A 15,391-nucleotide genomic window follows, 5' to 3' on the forward strand; every position below is an offset into this window, starting at 1 on the left:
TATCGCGGGTTCGTAGCCAGTCACTTTTTCATCTTCCACGGTTCAAGTCGTTGTATTCTCCATTACAAATCCAGTTAGGGACAGTATCAATACAGGGAAGTTATTTTTGGCGAAATCCTAAGGAAGCCAGCAACGGAAATAACAAGAAGCTTATGGAATGGCTCGACCTGCGTAAATCGGTGGTTATTCCCGATTTCTATGCTGCACAGGAAACGATTACTAAGGCAGAAACGCATTACACGTCCCAAGACTTTTGGGACTACCTTGAAGATGAACTCAAGAAGCTAAAGGATGAGGATCAGGTTAAAAATAGTGAACCCTTCAAGGTTGCTGGTAAGTTGAAGAGAAGCGGTATAGCCGTTAATCAAGCAGAGAAATTTATTAAGTCTTCTAGGCGTGTTGCCGATGACGCCATCAAGCAAAGAAACGAGACACAGGAGAAGTGGAACAACCTCTTAAAACCGAAAGATGCCAACTTGGAAGGAGATGCGGAGTAGCACGTATAATGTGGCAAACAGCGTGTACCGCTACTGTCGCGATTGTTGCGGTTCGTAAACTCACCAAACCCTACTTCTGCTTTGACTGGGCATTTGTCATAGGCATATTTGTTCCATTCGGCGGGAATTGGCCGAACTTGCCCTATCGGAATGATGGGCTAAATTTTTCAATATCAGTGGCACAAAATCCGGAATTTTCCACGTTTCTTGCACCCGACAGAGGTTTGGATGGCGGAACAGGCACGAAGCTTAGAATGGTCGATGACGGATTTATCGGGAAAACGCCGCGATAAATCGCTCCCGTAATTTATCCATGCCCAGCACGGGCGCATCGTTGGCCGGCAGCATGCCGTCCGTCCATTGCCAATCCTTTATTGCATCCATCACCTTGCTATCCCGGCTGATCAGATGCACCAGCACGTCGTGGCTATCCGATTCGCCGGTCACAAACGGTGCCGGTTGGTGGTCGCCCAGCACCAGCAGTACCAGGCTGTCATCACCATAATTAATCGCGTAGGAGACGATATTAGCCAGCGCATATTCGATGGATTTTCGATATTGTTCACGGATGCGCTCGGTGTTCTGCCAAACCACTTCCGGGGTATCGCCGATGCGGGCTTGATTGAAAATGCTGCCGTCGCCGACCTGGTCCCAGTCCACCAGTTCCGGCAACGGCGTCCAGGGGGCGTGCGACGAAATCAAGGCCAGCTCGGCCATCAACGGTTGACGCATGCCGGGTTTTCGCTCCAAGGCTTGCAGAGCCGACAGCGTGTATTGGTCAGGCATGGTGATCCAGTTGAAGGTTTGGCCTTTGTAGCCCAAATCCTGTGCGGCATAGATGCGGTCGTAACCGAAGTATTCGCCTTGCGGCCAAGCCATCGTATGTGCCGGTTGTACCGCCACAGTGCGCCAGCCGGCCCGGTGGAACAGGCGATTCAACGACGGGCGTTGGCTCATCACCAAACGGTCGTAGCGGGTCTGGCTATTGATCCATAATCCCGACATCAGGGTGCCATGCGCCAGCCAGCTGATGCCGCCGTACGTCGGCGAGGTCAAGTAAGCGCTGCGCGCCGATAAACCGTTTGCCGCAAGATCGACGCTGCTTTGTTGGAGCAATGGCCGAATATGCGCGGCGTAGTCTGCCCTGTCCAGCACGGTCCGGCCATACGATTCGATGAACACCACCAGCACATCCTTGCCTTTCAATTTCTCGAACAATGCACTGTCCGGCGCGGCGGCATAAGGGTCGCTATCGACGACGTTGTTGAAACTTTCCAGATCGGCCATGCCGCTACGGATGCTGGCAAGGTGCTGGGCCATTAGGTCGTAAAACGGTTTACCGGCGTATGACCAATCCGCGAAGGCTGAAGCGCTCCACACCAAAAGGCCGGCTACTAAGCCTGTGCCGCTAATTTGCGCCGAACTTTGCAGCAGCGTTTGTACCCGGCGCAGCAAGGTGTTGCTCAACCAAAAAATACTCAGCAACAAGGCGATCAGCAAACCGGCGACGAAGATGGCGCCAATTTGGCCAATGGCGCCTTGCAACAGATTCATGCCGTCCGCCGGAAAGCGGGAATCGAGTACCGGGTTGAACGGCCGGTCGAAAACCTGGTATGCCGCGAGATCGGCCATTTTAAAGATGATCCCCGTCGCCAGCAGGCCGGCGGCGCATAATCGAATCAGTGAGCCGACCCGGCCCGGCGCCAGCAGCGCCAGTCCAAGCAATAGCGCTTCCAACGGCAGGTAAGCAAACGCCGCCAACGTGATTGCGCTCAGGCGATTGGGGATAAGCAACGCCGCCAATACATAAATCACCGCGAAACCATTCAAACCGGTTGCGAGGTGGGCAGACCGGTGAGAATTGAAAATCCTGTTATCGCCTAGCATCTATAGCCCCGCAAGACGGTTAAATTTGGGCGGTAAAACCGTTGCCGATAAAGTGAATTTAAGTTTGCTGAGACCGGGCATGCTAAGTCGAATGTGCTGTTGGATATTTAAGGTTGATGCTGCTTGCAAGCAAAAACAACGCCAAACTGGCACGGCATCTGCTTGCGCTTATCGGTCAATCCGACTCAGCAACAGAAACACATGCAAGCAACCGAGAATGCCAACTTAAATTTTCTGCAGCAGGAATTGCGCGTAATCGCCCAACTGGGCTTGGGCGTGTTGCTGATCGGTTTTGGTGTATTCAGCGTTGCGGAAGATTGGCAGCTTGCCGGTCTCTGGCTGTTTCGCGCCAGTCTAATCTGGGCTTATGTCTGCCTATGCGTATGGCGGCGTTTACCGTTGAACCGCGCCAGTTTGGAAGCGCCACTTTACGGTAGTCTCGGCTGGGGCAACCGTTTAACTATCTTGCGCGGCGGATTCATCGCGCTGACCGGCGGCTTTTTGTTTATGCAGCAAACGCTTGCCGCTTATCTTTGGCTACCGGCTTTGTTTTACACGCTGGCGGCTATCCTCGATAGGTTGGACGGCTTCGCCGCTCGCCGCAGCGGACAGGTGAGCCTGTTGGGTAATGAATTGGATATTACCTTTGATGCGCTGGGATTGGTGATCGCACCGCTATTGGCAATCGGTTTGGGCAAACTGCACGGCTCTTATTTGCTGTTGAGCGTGGCTTACTATGTTTATCGCTGGGGCTTGCAGCGCCGTCGTTTACTGGGCTTGCCCTTATACGACTTGCCGGGGAATCCTTTGCGTCGGTCTTTGGCGGGCTTTCAAATGGCGTTTGTTGCCGTAGCGCTCTGGCCGCTGCTTGACCCCGAGTTGACCGCTATCGCCGGCATAGCCTTCATGTTGCCGGTTCTGTTCGGATTTGCTGCGGATTGGTGGGTGGTGTGCGGTCGGTTAACGCCCCTGGCCTATGAGCGTTTGGCAAATTGGAGCGAACAGTATTTTCAGCCAGGACTGAGATTATTACTGCCGTTGCTGCTGGTTTTACTGATACCGGATGCCATTGACACAGCGGGCAAACTGCTGGTGCTAGGCGCTGCGCTGGTTTTGCTTGGTCTGGCCGGACGCTTGGGAGCGTTGATCGTGATCGTCGCCTTGGGTTGGCATTATCCGCACGATAGCGATCCTGTTGTGTCTTATTGTTTGATCTTCTCTGCCAGCTGGATTTTGCTGTTGGGCACCGGCCGTTACAGCCTGTGGCGATGGGGCGACGACTGGATTCAACGCTATGACGGGGCCTGATGAACTGGTTTAAGGCACTGCCGATTTTATTGTGGTTGCCGGCATTGCTGCTGGCTGGCACGGTGTTTAGCCAATTGCCGCTTGGCGTTGTTACCCGAAGCATAGCCACATTATCTATCAGCCAATGGCTGGCCTGGATAGCACTGAATCTTGCGATTATTTTTCTGGCTGCCCAGCGTTGGTGGGTGCTGAGTGATTTGCTGAATTTGCCGGTCGGCGTTGGTCAGTTATTGATGATTCGCCAAGCCGGCCAAGCCGTCAGTTTCATCACGCCTGGCCCGCAGTTCGGCGGCGAGCCTTTGCAGATTTTTTGGCTATACAAACGCTGCCATTTGCCACTGTACGGGGCGCTGCTGAGTTTGGGTCTGGATAGGTTTTACGAGGTGTGGATCAACTTCAGCATCTTGGTTCTGGCGGTGTTGATGTTGCTGGCTTCGCCGGGCGGCGCCGTTGCCAATTGGCGAGAAACCTTGCTGAGTCTGATCGCTATCTTGCTGATCTTGTCGCTATTTGGCTGGTTTATTTTAAAGCAGCCGGAACGGATATTGGCTTGGCTAACGCGCCTGGCCCGACGTTGGCAGCATCATCCGCGCCTACAAAACATCGAAACATATTGGCAGCGTCTGGGTAGCGACTTAAAGGATGCCGTAACGGCAGGTAAGCCGGCTTTATGCAAAGCCTTTATATTTTCTCTGTGCGGCTGGGCCGGCTTGCTATTGGAGTTATGGCTGCTGCTCGGTGTGTTCGATTTTACCCTGGATTTGTCGGCGTTTCTGGTGGTGTTGGTGGCGATGCGCCTGTCATTTTTGTTACCGCTGCCGGGCGGCGTCGGATCGTTGGAAGCGGCGCTGTTTTGGGCGTTTTCATATTTGAGTTGGCCCGCCGAGGCTGCTGTTGGCTTGATTGCGTTAATGCGTTTGCGCGATGCGGTTATGCTGATCGGCGGCCTGGGTTGCTTGCGCCTGTTACAGGCAAGCCGGTAGCCAAGTGCTTCTCTAAAGACAGCCAGCCAGCACACCCTGTCTGTATCGCAACAGCTGGCGGGCATTGACTCCGTTCAACAACGGAATTCCCTGGCGATTAAATACGGCACGATTAGTGCTGTTTTGGGAGCGGGAACCTTGCTCAAGGAATCCGTTTTGATAACCCATAACCAGAGAGAAAATGCATGAAAAAAACTAGCTTTGTTGCCGGCCTGCTCGTTCTGAGCGCCAACACTGCCTTCGCTCAACAAGCACCCAGCGACGCCCCCAAACCGCCGCTTGGCTTTTTCGTTACCAGTGTTGGCTCCGGCAAAGGCGCGGATTTGGGCGGCTTGGCGGGCGCGGATGCACATTGCCAAAAACTGGCGAGTGACGTCGGTGCCGGCAACCGTACCTGGCGCGCCTATTTGAGCACCCAGGCCACGGCAGACCAACCCGCCGTCAACGCCCGAGACCGGATCGGCAACGGCCCCTGGGCCAACGCTAACGGCGCGATCGTTGCCAACGATGTTGCCCATCTGCATGGCGACACCGTGGAGTTAGGCCAGTTGGGCAACAACGTGCATCGCACCACCAACCTCACCGAAAAAGGCGCGCAGATCAATGGTGTTGGCGCTACACCTAACCAGCACGACCTAATCACCGGCTCCAAACCGGACGGCCGCGCCTACACCGATGCTGCCGACCACACCTGTAAAAACTACACCAGCAGCGGCGAAGGCAGCGTTCGCGTCGGCCACTCCGACCGCACCAACCGCGGCGCCACCGGCGGCAACGTCTCCTGGAATTCCACCCACGACAGCAAGGGCTGCAGCCAGGAAAACCTGGTCAGCACCGGCGGCGCGGGTTATTTTTATTGCTTTGCGGCAGATTAGGTTGGTTTGAGAGGGTGGGCTTCCGAAACGAAGCCCGTCGTTTGCGAGTGATTGATGCGCTTCACGCTGTTCAGCACATCTATGGCACTGCTTATGTCGAGCGTTAGGGCGTGCATGCGAGCAGTCATAGTCGGAAATAGCGGGAGCGGTAAAACCTGGTTGGCAAAGCGTCTCGCCGAAAAAAAGGCAACGCCAGTGCTGCACCTCGACGACATCTTTTGGCTTCCTGGCGGCTTCAACGAAAAGCGTGATACGGCAGAAGTTTCGCGCATTATTGATACCGCGAGAGCAGCGAGTGACTGGATTGTCGAAGGCGTCTACGGCAACTTGGCGCACCAGTTTTTACAGTCCGCCAACACGCTGATTTGGCTTGAGCTGCCTTGGGTTGTTTGTCAGCAGAGGCTGGAACTACGCGGCTCAGAAAGCAAAGCACACATGGATCGTAAACAGTCCGAAGCGGGTCTCCGCGAACTTGTTCAGTGGGCGGAAAACTATTCCTCACGGCAGGGTTCGAGTGGCCATGCTGCACATCTTGCCTTATTCGAATCATTCAAAGGGCAGCGCCTCAGGCTTTGCTCAGAATCTCAGGTTCTGGAGTACCTGAGTGCCACCTAACACAGCAGGATGGGTAGAGCGAAGCGAACCCCATCAAACGCTTTAAAACCACGACACTTTGTTTTCCAAACACCCCACCAACAGTATCAGCATCCCCAGCAACAATTTTTTTCTAATCCGGCGCAATAAAGTCAGGCTTGGCAAGGCTTAAAAACATGGCACAAATAATGGTATGAGTTTTCTTATATCAAGACTTTACAAAGAAAATACTATGTTTCGTACCGAACGATTTTTGTCCGTGATTAATCCTGGTACAGGCTTGCCGGCCTGGTATTTTTTGACTCGGGAAGGCCGCAAAGGGCCGTTTTCCTCTAAAACCAATGCTCAGGTGGCGCTGCACCACTACATCGATAGCTGTGCTCGACAGGGACTTGCCAGCCGGCGCACGCGATTGTTGGCCAACGGCTGAGCATTTATTGGCTTTGCCCGGTTACTTGACCGGATAAAAATGCGCGGATGCCGGCGCAACTTGCCTCCCATTTGGGATGGCCGGCGTAGGCTTGCAAGGCGTTGGCGCCCAATCGAGCCAGCAGCCGCCGATCATGATGCAAGGTCTTTAACAAATTGCCTAAGGCGGCATGATCTTCGGGTTCGATCAAATAACCGTTTTCCCCTTCGCGAATAATCTCCCAAGCCGCGCCCGCCGTGGTGCCGATCACCGGCAAGCCAAATTGCTGGGCTTCGACATAGACAATGCCGTAACTTTCGTACGCGGACGGCATGACTAATAGATGATGTTGCCGGTACAAATCGGCCAACGCTTCACCATGCACTGGGCCTAGCAAGGACACGCTTCGCGTCAATCCGGCATCGCGAATCAGGGTTTTAATCTGCGATACATAGCCCGGCTCCATATCCAACCGTCCGGCCACGCTGAGCTGATAGTCCTGTGCAGGCAGTTGGCTAAGGGCTTTGAGCAACACATGCAAACCCTTGCGGCGGATGACGTTGCCCACCAGCAATATCCTCAGCGGTCCTGGCTCCAGCGCGCGGTTTAACACGGCTGTGTAATCAACGTTTACTTCGGCAAAATTATCGCCGGCCGGTACAGCAATACAGTGTGGCGGCAATTCGCCGGTAAGTAGCTGTTGGATTTGGCTAAGCGTGGTCTGGCTGTTGGCGATGATGCCGTTCACCGTTTGTAAATAGCGGCGCTCGACAATTCTGTACAGCCAGCGGCTATACCAAGGTGCTTGGTCGATGCTGGCTAGCAGATGCACCAGGGCAATTATCGGGATGTCGAGTTGTTTACTGATGCGCCGATTCAAATAAAACACGGCCGGATGCGCCATGGCGTCTTGAATCAGAATATCCGGCTTGGCTGCGGCGATTTTATCCAGCAAATCGCCGGTAATATTTTCCGCCAACAGCCGCCAATAATTGCGCGGCGGCAAGCTGATGATGCTGACTTGATCGCCCCTGCTTCGCAGGTAAGCCACCAGCTTGCGGTTATACAAATAGCCGCCGCTGACGCTATTCATGTCGCCAACGACCAGCAAGCCAATGTGCATGATTTTTATCGGTTTAGAACGCCAAGCGGTAAGCCGCCCAACAGGTGGCGTTTTCCCAGAGTTTTACCCGCAATCTGCCGGAACCGGGTGGACAAATGACTGCGGCGATTTTTTCACAGATGATGCGGCTGAAGTGTTCGATGCTGGGGTTTAAACCAGTAAACTCCGGCTTGTCGTTGAGCATTTGATCGCGAAAGCCGGCGACAATATCGTCCAAAGCCGCTTCGATGGCAACGATGTCCACCAGGTAGCCGTGCCGGTCGAGTTCCTCGCCGTCGATACGCACTTCGGCGATGTAATGGTGGGCGTGCGGCTGGTTTTCGCTGCCCCAGTCGCCGCCGATCAAATAATGGTTGGCGATAAAGTCTCGGCTGACGGCTACGCTGTACATGTTGGTTTTCCTTGGGTTTTGGTAGTTATTTTGTTACGGGCGGCCAATGCCAATGTATTGTTCCTTCTCTGGTACTAACATGTCATTTAGGCGAAGGTTAGACCAGGGTGTTATCCCCCCTCACCCCAGCCCTCTCCCGCGAGGAGAGGGGCTAAATTCACGGCGATTGGCTAAAGCTATGGTCTATTAATAAATAAAAATGGCTTGTAAAACTTGTTCCGGCGCTTGATCCAGCAGCTGGTAAATGTCTGCGGCTTGGTCGATGGGAATGCGATGACTAATCAGTGCTTGCGGCTTCACCCGTCGAATCATCTGCCAAGCCTGTTGGAAGCGTCGGGCTTTATCCCAGCGCCCGGATAGTTCCGGCGCAATGCTGCTGACTTGGCTGCTGATGAATTTGATTCGATTGCGATGGGCCACGCCGCCCAGTTGCACCGCAGTGGATTTGTTACCGTACCAACTGCCGATCACGATGCGTCCGGAATAGCTGCATAACTCGATAGCCAGATTCAATGCCTCCGGCGAACCACTGACTTCAAAGATCAAATCGCAGCCTGAATGTGGGGTTGCCGACAAATCGACCGGCAAGCGCAAAGTGTCTTTCAATTTGGTTATTTGGCTTTCTGACGTTGGATCGAAAGCGTGATGCACGCCCAGCCACTCGGCGTAGTTGCGGCGTTTGCCGATTTCATCAAAAGCCAGCAATTGCGCCAACGGAAAACGTGACAGCACGCAGGATAGCAGCAAGCCAACGATGCCCTGCCCTAAAACGACCACCCGCTCCCCTAGCGCTGGCCCACCATCCAGCGCCAGATTGACGGCTGTTTCCATGTTGGCTAAGAATACCGCCGCCTCGGCTTCGACATCATCCGGCAATACGATCAGTTGCTCTGCCGTGGCAATAAAATGGCTGGCGTGCGGCTGAAATGAAAACACGCGCTTATTTAACCAGGCCGCATCAACGCCAGAGCCGAGCTGTTCAACGTGGCCGACACAGGCATAACCATATTGCAAAGGATAAGTATTTTGCTGCTGCAAGGCCACCAGCGAGGCATCCAACGCAATATCGGTGGGTAACTGTCCTCGATAAACCAGCATTTCCGTGCCGGCGCTTATCGCGGAGCAAAGACTCTTCACCAATATTTGCCCAGGCTGCAACGGCGGCAAGAGCTGCTCGCGGATTTCCACCTCTCCGGGCTTGGTAAACCAAAGCTGGCGGGCCTTCATGCTACCGCCATCTCCCGGTAATGCAGATTGCCCCACATGATCAAATCTTGTCCCAGCATCTGCGAATGTAATGGACGAATTTGCGGTAACTGGCTTTTACAACCTAAATCCAGATTGCCGACGCCTTTGTAACCGCCGACCAAAGTCGGCGCTATGGTCAATACCAAGGCATCCGCCAATTGGGCTTTTAAAAAGGCGGTGATGACTTGACTGCCGCCTTCCACCATCAGCGTCCGTATGCCTTTTTCCCAAAGCCGTTGCAGGGCTGCCGACAGATCAACACGCCCATCGTCATCGCCGGCTAAAGTGATAATTTCGGCGTTGCCGCCGAATGTCCCGTGGGGCTTTAAACAGGTTAACAGCCAACATTCTTTGTCGGTGCGCTGGCAGAGGCGAGCGGTCGGCGGCGTGCGTAAGCCGCTATCCAAGACGATGGGTTGCGGGTTGTGCCCATCCCATTCCCGTACCGTCAATTGCGGGTCATCGGTCAGCACCGTGCCGATACCGACCAGGATGCCGTCATGCAGGCTACGGAGTTGGTGGGTCAAACGCCGCGATTCGGAACCGCTCAAGCCCAAGGTTTCGCCAACGCGCGTGGTAATGCTGCCATCCCAACTTTGCGCATAACTTAGCGTGACAAACGGCCGCTGCGCTGATTCGGAAAACGCTTGTTGGGCGGTCAGCCAGCGCTCAATCTGCTGGTTCACAATCATGTGCGGCTCGCTCGCTTACCCTGATAGCGGCAGGTTTAACCTGCAATAGATGATCCATACGCCTAACTTTAGTCAGCAAATAGCCTTGATTGTCGGCATTAACCGCGGCTTCCAAAGGAATACGAGCTTTGACAAGCATACCCTCGCTTTCCAAAGCTTGAATCTTTAACGGATTGTTGGTCATCAGGCGTATCGAATAGACACCCAGCTCTTCCAGAATACGGGCCGCCAAGGAATAGTCTCTTTCATCCGCGCCATGGCCTAACAACAGATTGGCGTCTACGGTATCGTAGCCCTGGTCTTGCAGATTGTAGGCGCGCATTTTTTGCAATAATCCAATGCCGCGCCCTTCCTGGCGTAGGTAGACTAAAACGCCGGAACCTTGGCTGGCGATCAATTGCAGCGAGCGATCCAGTTGTTCGCCACAGTCGCAACGTCTGGAACCCAGCACGTCGCCGGTAAAACATTCGGAGTGGATACGCACCAAGACATTGTCGGCATCGCTGACGCTACCCATCACAAACGCCAGATGTTCTTTGTTATCCAGGGTGTTGCTGTAATAGCAGAGTTGAAAGTCGCCATAAGCCGTGGGAATTCGGGTGCTGGCGAGTCGGGAAACGGTAGATTTGGACATGGTGTTCGATAAATGCTTAATTCCTTTCATAGATCAACTTACGTGCCAGCTTTCAAGTGCTTGTTTGACATAGTATTTAGCAAATTAGCCATCTCTACACTGCTGCCTCACGCGCAGCCATTGTTGACTACCTGTTGTTTAAACAACTACCAGAAAGCACAAGCCACACATTATTTTGCTTAAAAGCCTTTAGCAAATTGATCAAGGGTGGAAGTTACTCAAACGCTTAACCGCTTCATGTAAGGTCGCGTCATCTTTAGCAAAGCAAAACCGAATCAAACCCTCGCCGGCAGCGCTTTGATAAAACGAACTGCCCGGAATGCTGGCGACACCGGTCTGTTCCAGAATAGCTAATGCGGCGGCTTTGGCGGTCGGATAACCAAAATGGCCGATGTCGGCTAACACGTAGTAGGCGCCTTGCGGCACTAGCGGCGTCAAACCGGCCGCATGCAAGCCGGCGCAAATGATGTCGCGCTTGCGTTGATACTGCGCCCTGAGCTGCTGAAAATAGTCCGGCGGCGCCTGCAAACCGGCGGCCGCACCGTATTGCAAAGGCGACGGCGCGCAAACATAAAGTAAATCGTTAACCAAATTTATCGCCTGCGCCAATGCCGGTTCGGCGACCGCATAACCCAGCCGCCAACCGGTAATGCTGAAGGTTTTGGAAAAGCCCATGATACTGACCGTACGCTTGGCCAGATTGCCGACACTGGCCGGGGAAATATGCGGCACGCCGTCGTAGGTGATGTATTCGTAGATTTCGTCGGAAATGACCAGCAAATTGTGCTGCTCGGCCACGCGCTCGATGATTGCCAACTCGGCGGCACTGAAGAGTTTGCCGCTGGGATTACTGGGTGTGCAAACCACGATTGCCCGGGTATTGGGTTTTAGGGCGGCACGCAACGCCGCTTCGTCAAGCGCAAAAGTCGGCGGCGCCAAGGTTAAAAACTGCGGCTCCAGGCCGTTGAGCAGAATCGTATTCAGATGGTAACCGTAGTAAGGCTCCATCAGCAGAATGCCGTCGCCCGGGTTTAATAGCGCCGTCAAGGTGGCTGCAAACGCCCCCGTTGTGCCGCCGCTAATCACGATCTGGGTATCTGCATCAACTTCCAAACCATTGTCCCGCTTCAGTTTGGCGGCAATCGCCTGCCGTAGCGGCGGCACACCTTCCGAGGCAGTGTAGGTATTGAGGCCGTCTTGAATAGCCTTTATCGCACCATCCCGCACCAGAGCCGGCGCCGGCAAATCGCCTAAGCCCTGCCCCAGATTGATCCCGCCGATGCGTTCGCACTCGCGAGTCATCAGACGGATATCGGACGGTTTAAGATTGGCAATCCGGTTAGCAGCGGGAAAAGTCATCGGCATATGTTGTAACAGTCGTTTAAAAAGAAGCGCCTTGACGGCGCTTGAGAGGGAGGAGAGCCCTGAATGAATTAAAACCGCCGCGTCCAACCAAATTGCAGCGAAAACTGGCTCATCGACAAATCGATGGATTGGCCCGGACTCAATGGATTCGGGCCGGTAATGGTTTTCTGCGGCGAATACATAAACGCAAAACTGAGTTCGTCCTGTTTGCTAAGCGCGTGACTTAAGCCGCCGGTCAAGTGCCATTCCTGGACGCCGGGCGCCAGAATATTGAACAGCACCTCGGAGCCTTCAATGGGTTGCTGCCCATAACTCAGGCCACCGCGCCAAATCCAATCCGGGCTTTGCTGCCACTGCACCCCGGCTTTATAAATCGTCATATCGTTCCAGCCAAAACCTCGGCCGTCGGCGTGTCCCAGCAAATTGCCCTGAAAGGTGTTGCCGACCGATTTAATTTCACTGTAGCGGATATGCTCGACGTCAAAATTGGCGGTCAGCGCTTTGCTAACATCCCAGGACAATCCAACATTAAAGCTGTCCGGAATATCAAAACCACCGCCCTGGGCAAATAAGCCGGAGTAGCGTTCGAACTTGGACATATAGATGCGGCTTTTGTAAGACGCACCCAATCGCAAACCCGGCGTTAACTCAGCCAATCCGCCTACCCGGAAGCCGGCGCCGAAAGAATAATCGCGTCCCTGATCCGATAAATGATCCGGTTCACTGGAAAAACCGAATTGACCGAATGTATTCAGGCCTCTGGCCTTGAAAGTCTGCGCCGCGAAAATCGGCGAAATTCCCAATGCATAACGGCCTTTGGCAAACGAATGCGCGTAGGTGCCGACGATAAAGGCCTGCGCCATATCGATACCGGTGCGGCCGGCGCCGAACGTGCCGTTCGCGCCGCTAAACAAGCCATTACCGTTGACCAATGGTTTGTAATCGGTGTTCATCCCGCCATTGCCGTACATGGCTAAACCCAAGGTTTGCTCGGCATCCAATTTATAACTCCAACCCAGGGTCGGCACCGGAAAATACTCACTGTCGCTTTCCACCGATCCGGTAGCCAACATGCCTGCGCCATTGACGCGGTATTCACGATGCGGGCTGAATAGTTCAAATTCCAAATCCAGGCGATCACCCACATAGGCTAGGCCCGCCGGGTTTATCGCCGAGACAATGGCATCCTGCGCAAAACCGGTACTGGCCCCGGCCAAGGCTTTACTCCGGGTGCCGTAGCTGTGGGCAAAATAGCCGTTGGTGGCATTCGCGGCGGGCACGCACACGGCCAACGCGGTAAAAGATCCCAACATGGCCCATGATATTTTTGCAAACGACATAAAAGGTTTCCCTGTGTGACAAGCTTAGGGAAATTCTATCCAGCGCCAGACTCTCTTTAAAAACGATATATTTCGATGTCTATTTCAGATATAGGCATAAAGACAAGATGCGTAAGACGCACTGCATGTTGTTTTTATATTAAGGCCAGACACGGCACACCGAGCTGATTCTGCATAAACACCTAAGCAGCAAACTCTGCTAGTTGAGCAGCATATCGCCCTTCCTATCAACATAAGCCATCCCCCTGGTTGCGCCGGGTTTGCGGCCTACCGTTAAACGGCACAGCTCTTGCTGAGCTCAGCTCCAATTGAAATCAATCAGCGCAGAAAATCCCAGTAGCGACATTGGCCAACCGGCCAGCATTGGCGGCAGACAGCCTATTTTGACCCGTACCGAACCCTACACCTATTTCAAACCAACAGGAGTTGACATGCACAAATTGCTATACCGAACGGCCGGTTTAACCGCGCTTATTTTCACTGGCTGTAGTTCGCTGCAGCAAAACAGCATCCAATTAGCCAGCGATGCCGCGGGCGTCACAAACCTCAAATCCATCGAATTTAGCGGCACCGGCCGTTGGTACCAATTTGGCCAGGCGCCGAATCCCGACCTGCCCTGGCCGCCGTTTGCCGTCAAAAACTACACCGCCGACATCAATTACGAAACCGCCAGCGCCCGCGTGCAAATCAGCCGTTTGCAAGAGATTGAGCCGGGGCGGAATCGGCCACAACCCACCGAGCAAAAGGTTGATCAATACGTCAGCGGCGCTTATGCCTGGAATATTGCCCCGCCTGCGGCCGGCGCCACCAGTGCTAACCCCGTCGTCACCACGCAACCCACCGCTAGCGAAGAACGCGCCGCCGAAATATGGGCCACGCCACAGGGCTTTTTAAGGGCAGCGCAGAGCCATCAGGCCAAAACTGAAGACAAAGGAACCGACACCGAAGTCAGCTTTACTTTGGACGGCAAATACCGCTACCAAGGCACACTGAATGCCCGCCATCAATTAACCAAGGTCAAAACCTGGATTGACAACCCGGTACTTGGCGACACCTTGCTGGAAACCCAATACAGCGACTACAAGGAATTTGACGGCGGCCTGTTTCCCAGCCATATCGTGCGTCTGCAAGGCGGATATCCGGTATTGGACTTGAACGTCACCACGGTAAAAGCCAACCCGCCCGTAGACATTGCGGTACCTGCCGAAGCCGCCAAGAAACCGAACATTATCGTCGCAGCCAATAAGCTCGCGGACGGCGTGTATTATTTGACCGGCGGTACTCACCATAGCGTGGCTATCGAGCAGCTAAACCATATCGTGCTGGTAGAAGCACCGCAAAACGAAGAACGCTCCTTGGCGCTGATCGAAAAACTCAAGGAAACGATCCCCAACAAGCCGATCAAATACGTGATCAATACTCACGCGCACTTTGACCACAGCGGCGGCTTGCGCACCTTCGTCGATGCCGGCGCCACTATCGTCACCCATCAGCCCAATCAGGCTTATTACGAGAAAGTCTGGGCTGCACCGCATAGCATTAACCCCGACAATCTGGAGAAATCCAAAAAAGCGCCAAACTTCCTCAGCTTTGCCGGCAAACAGGTGATTTCTGACGGCAAACGTAATATCGAAATTCATGCTTTATCCGGGAATAGCCACAACGATGCCTTCGTTGCAGTGTATTTGCCCAAGGAAAAGATATTGATCGAGGCCGACGCCTACACCCCGCAAGCCGCAAACGCGCCGGCGCCCACATCTGTGAACCCTTATTCGTTGAATCTGTATGAAAATGTTCAACGGCTTAAATTGGATGTTGGACAGATTGCTGCCTTGCACGGTCCGCGTGTGGTGACCTTAGGCGATCTGCGTAAAGCCATCGGCATCACCAAAGCTTCGCGATAAGCAGATCAACAATTGAGGCACCGGCTGAATGCCGGCGCCTCAATCTCAGCGCAAACAGGCCTGACTTAGAAATCCCAATAAACTTTCGATGCTGGCGAGCGCTGAGCGGGCGCCTCAGCAAAAAGTGGGTTCTGCCCCGCC

General features: G+C 53.9%; 15 protein-coding genes. 7 read left to right on the top strand and 8 right to left on the bottom strand.

What is annotated here, in order from left to right:
- Positions 1–497, top strand: a 497-nt coding sequence (locus tag QLH52_RS09985; RefSeq protein ID WP_319961425.1) for a hypothetical protein, incomplete at its 5' end; no start/stop codon positions are given.
- Between the two features lie 270 nt (positions 498–767).
- Here the strand turns inward: QLH52_RS09985 and QLH52_RS09990 are convergent.
- Positions 768–2,327: a sulfatase-like hydrolase/transferase gene (locus QLH52_RS09990; RefSeq protein ID WP_319961426.1), complete on the bottom strand. Its 1,560-nt coding sequence runs from the start codon at positions 2,325–2,327 to the stop codon at positions 768–770.
- 180 nt (positions 2,328–2,507) lie between these two features.
- Between QLH52_RS09990 and QLH52_RS09995 the strand changes: the two genes are divergently transcribed.
- The 5 genes from QLH52_RS09995 to QLH52_RS10015 all read left to right on the top strand — a co-directional run bounded on the left by QLH52_RS09995 (position 2,508) and on the right by QLH52_RS10015 (position 6,574).
- The gene (locus QLH52_RS09995; protein ID WP_319961427.1) at positions 2,508–3,692 is read left to right on the top strand and encodes a CDP-alcohol phosphatidyltransferase family protein; all 1,185 of its coding nucleotides are present in this window, start codon (positions 2,508–2,510) and stop codon (positions 3,690–3,692) included.
- A complete protein-coding gene (locus QLH52_RS10000; protein ID WP_319961428.1) occupies positions 3,692–4,675 on the top strand; it encodes a lysylphosphatidylglycerol synthase transmembrane domain-containing protein in 984 nt (327 codons plus the stop codon). The genes QLH52_RS09995 and QLH52_RS10000 overlap by 1 nt, the downstream gene beginning before the upstream one ends.
- A 185-nt stretch (positions 4,676–4,860) precedes the next feature.
- On the top strand, positions 4,861–5,550 hold the full coding sequence (locus QLH52_RS10005; protein ID WP_062327261.1) for a hypothetical protein: 690 nt from the start codon (positions 4,861–4,863) through the stop codon (positions 5,548–5,550).
- 54 nt (positions 5,551–5,604) lie between these two features.
- Complete coding sequence (locus QLH52_RS10010) at positions 5,605–6,165, top strand: P-loop NTPase family protein (RefSeq protein ID WP_319961429.1); 561 nt, start codon at positions 5,605–5,607, stop codon at positions 6,163–6,165.
- A gap of 211 nt (positions 6,166–6,376) precedes the next feature.
- Positions 6,377–6,574 carry a DUF6316 family protein gene (locus QLH52_RS10015; protein ID WP_319961431.1) on the top strand — a complete coding sequence of 66 codons (198 nt, stop codon included), beginning with the start codon at positions 6,377–6,379 and terminating at the stop codon, positions 6,572–6,574.
- 4 nt (positions 6,575–6,578) lie between these two features.
- On the opposite strand, the gene QLH52_RS10020 is transcribed toward QLH52_RS10015, so the two are convergent.
- From QLH52_RS10020 to QLH52_RS10050, 7 genes are all read right to left on the bottom strand, one after another.
- A complete protein-coding gene (locus QLH52_RS10020) occupies positions 6,579–7,676 on the bottom strand; it encodes a glycosyltransferase family 4 protein (protein ID WP_319961432.1) in 1,098 nt (365 codons plus the stop codon).
- A gap of 13 nt (positions 7,677–7,689) precedes the next feature.
- Positions 7,690–8,067, bottom strand: a complete 378-nt coding sequence (locus QLH52_RS10025) for a 6-pyruvoyl trahydropterin synthase family protein (protein WP_319961433.1) — start codon at positions 8,065–8,067, stop codon at positions 7,690–7,692.
- Positions 8,068–8,253: 186 nt separating this feature from the next.
- Positions 8,254–9,294 carry a zinc-binding dehydrogenase gene (locus QLH52_RS10030; RefSeq protein ID WP_319961434.1) on the bottom strand — a complete coding sequence of 347 codons (1,041 nt, stop codon included), beginning with the start codon at positions 9,292–9,294 and terminating at the stop codon, positions 8,254–8,256.
- Positions 9,291–10,007, bottom strand: a complete 717-nt coding sequence (locus tag QLH52_RS10035) for a RibD family protein (protein ID WP_319961435.1) — start codon at positions 10,005–10,007, stop codon at positions 9,291–9,293. The genes QLH52_RS10030 and QLH52_RS10035 overlap by 4 nt, the downstream gene beginning before the upstream one ends.
- A complete protein-coding gene (gene ribA / locus QLH52_RS10040) occupies positions 9,985–10,641 on the bottom strand; it encodes a GTP cyclohydrolase II (protein ID WP_319961436.1) in 657 nt (218 codons plus the stop codon). The genes QLH52_RS10035 and ribA overlap by 23 nt, the downstream gene beginning before the upstream one ends.
- A 201-nt stretch (positions 10,642–10,842) precedes the next feature.
- The gene (locus QLH52_RS10045) at positions 10,843–12,000 is read right to left on the bottom strand and encodes a pyridoxal phosphate-dependent aminotransferase (protein ID WP_319961437.1); all 1,158 of its coding nucleotides are present in this window, start codon (positions 11,998–12,000) and stop codon (positions 10,843–10,845) included.
- A gap of 74 nt (positions 12,001–12,074) precedes the next feature.
- Entirely contained in the window at positions 12,075–13,346 is a 1,272-nt protein-coding gene (locus tag QLH52_RS10050; RefSeq protein ID WP_319961438.1) for an OmpP1/FadL family transporter, read from the bottom strand.
- Between the two features lie 431 nt (positions 13,347–13,777).
- Here QLH52_RS10050 and QLH52_RS10055 point away from each other — a divergent pair, with 431 nt between their 5' ends.
- Positions 13,778–15,250 (top strand): MBL fold metallo-hydrolase, encoded by a 1,473-nt coding sequence (locus QLH52_RS10055; RefSeq protein WP_319961439.1) that lies wholly within the window; start codon positions 13,778–13,780, stop codon positions 15,248–15,250.
- The last annotated feature ends 141 nt before the right edge of the window (positions 15,251–15,391 follow it).

This window comes from Methylomonas defluvii, from assembly GCF_033949435.1.
GTDB lineage: Bacteria > Pseudomonadota > Gammaproteobacteria > Methylococcales > Methylomonadaceae > Methylomonas > Methylomonas defluvii.